Genomic DNA, 1328 nt, shown 5'->3' on the forward strand with positions numbered 1-1328 from the left:
CATTGAGGCTTTTTCATCATCGGTCTGAGCTGGCCAAATGCAGGGTGAGGACGGCCTGGACGAGGCAGGTGATCCGGGTGGTCGAGCACCGGAGCTTGCGAAGGAGCCGCCAGGACTTGAGGGTGGCCATGGCCTGCTCGACGAGGGCGCGGATCTTCGCATGGGACCGGTTCACCGCCTGCTGACCGGTGGAAAGAGTCTCCCACCGCCCCCAGTACGGGGTACGGACCGTGCCGCCGGCACCCCGGTAGCCCTTGTCGGCCCAGCACGTGATGCCGGCCTCGGCGAGAGCGTCGACGATGCCGTGCTCGCGAGCCGCGCGGACGTCGTGGACGGCGCCGGGCAAGGCCGGTGAGACCCACAACAGCCGGCCGAAGGGATCGGCGAAGACCTGCACGTTCATCCCGTGCCTCTTGTGTTTCCCCGAGTAGTAAGGCCGGTCCGCAGCGATCCGGTCGATTGGCAGCAGGGTCCCATCCAGCAGCACGAACGCCTTGGACGATGCTGTCCGGACCGCTTCCGCAAGGGTCGGCGCGAGAGCGGCCAGGACCTCGACGGCCTCGGTGATGTACCGGTACGCGGTCGTGGTCCCGATGCCGAACCCGGCCGCGAGGTGGGCATACGGGTGGCCGTTGCGGAGATGGGCGAGCGTGAGCAGGGTCTGTCGGCCGGCACTCAGCCGCCGCCAGCGGGTACCGAGCTCCCGGCGGCGCTGACGGAGCTTGGTGGACAGGAAGCGCAGGGCAGAACTGGACACATCAACACCGGACGGGTAGACAAGCATAGGAAGCCTCTGGTGGAGACGGATTTCTTGGTCGAAAACCCATCTATCAGGGGCTTCACCTGTCTGTCAGCCCAACTGCTCGTCTCGCCCGGTAGGTTGGCAAGACCTCAGTGCGCCCCGTGCATGTGACGCGCCATAGAATCCGAGTATGCCTTCCCCGATAGCCCGCCGCTCCTTGCTGACTGCCCTGCTGGTCGTGGGACTGGCCGCATTCGGCTACTACGCTCTGCAGCCCGTACGGGAAGCTTGCACGCTTACCTCCGGACCGTATGGCTCCACCTTCACCCCAAACAGCTCCCACACCTCCGGCAGCGGCCGGTGCGGCGAAGAGCGCACGCGCTTCATGGCCTGGCTTGAGGGATAGGCGCACCCAACCGGATGAGATCGGCCACCTCGGAATGCCGGTGCAAGTTGGTGCCTGGCAGCCGCTGCGTGGGCCCGATGGTAGGCCAGGCCCCTGTTCAGCCGCGTCGTTGAAGGTGGCCTGCCACTCGGTGCGAGCAGTACGGGGCAGGCTCACTGATCAGGTTGGAAAGGGCTCATT

1 protein-coding gene is annotated in these 1328 nt (G+C 66.2%); it reads right to left on the reverse strand.

Translation table 11 applies throughout. The features are described from left to right. Nucleotides 1-16: 16 nt before the first annotated feature. Complete coding sequence (locus ACWGJM_RS49000) at nucleotides 17-784, reverse strand: IS5 family transposase (protein WP_453418276.1); 768 nt, start codon at nucleotides 782-784, stop codon at nucleotides 17-19. Between the last annotated feature and the right edge of the window lie 544 nt (nucleotides 785-1328).

This window comes from Streptomyces sp. NPDC054834, from assembly GCF_053611185.1.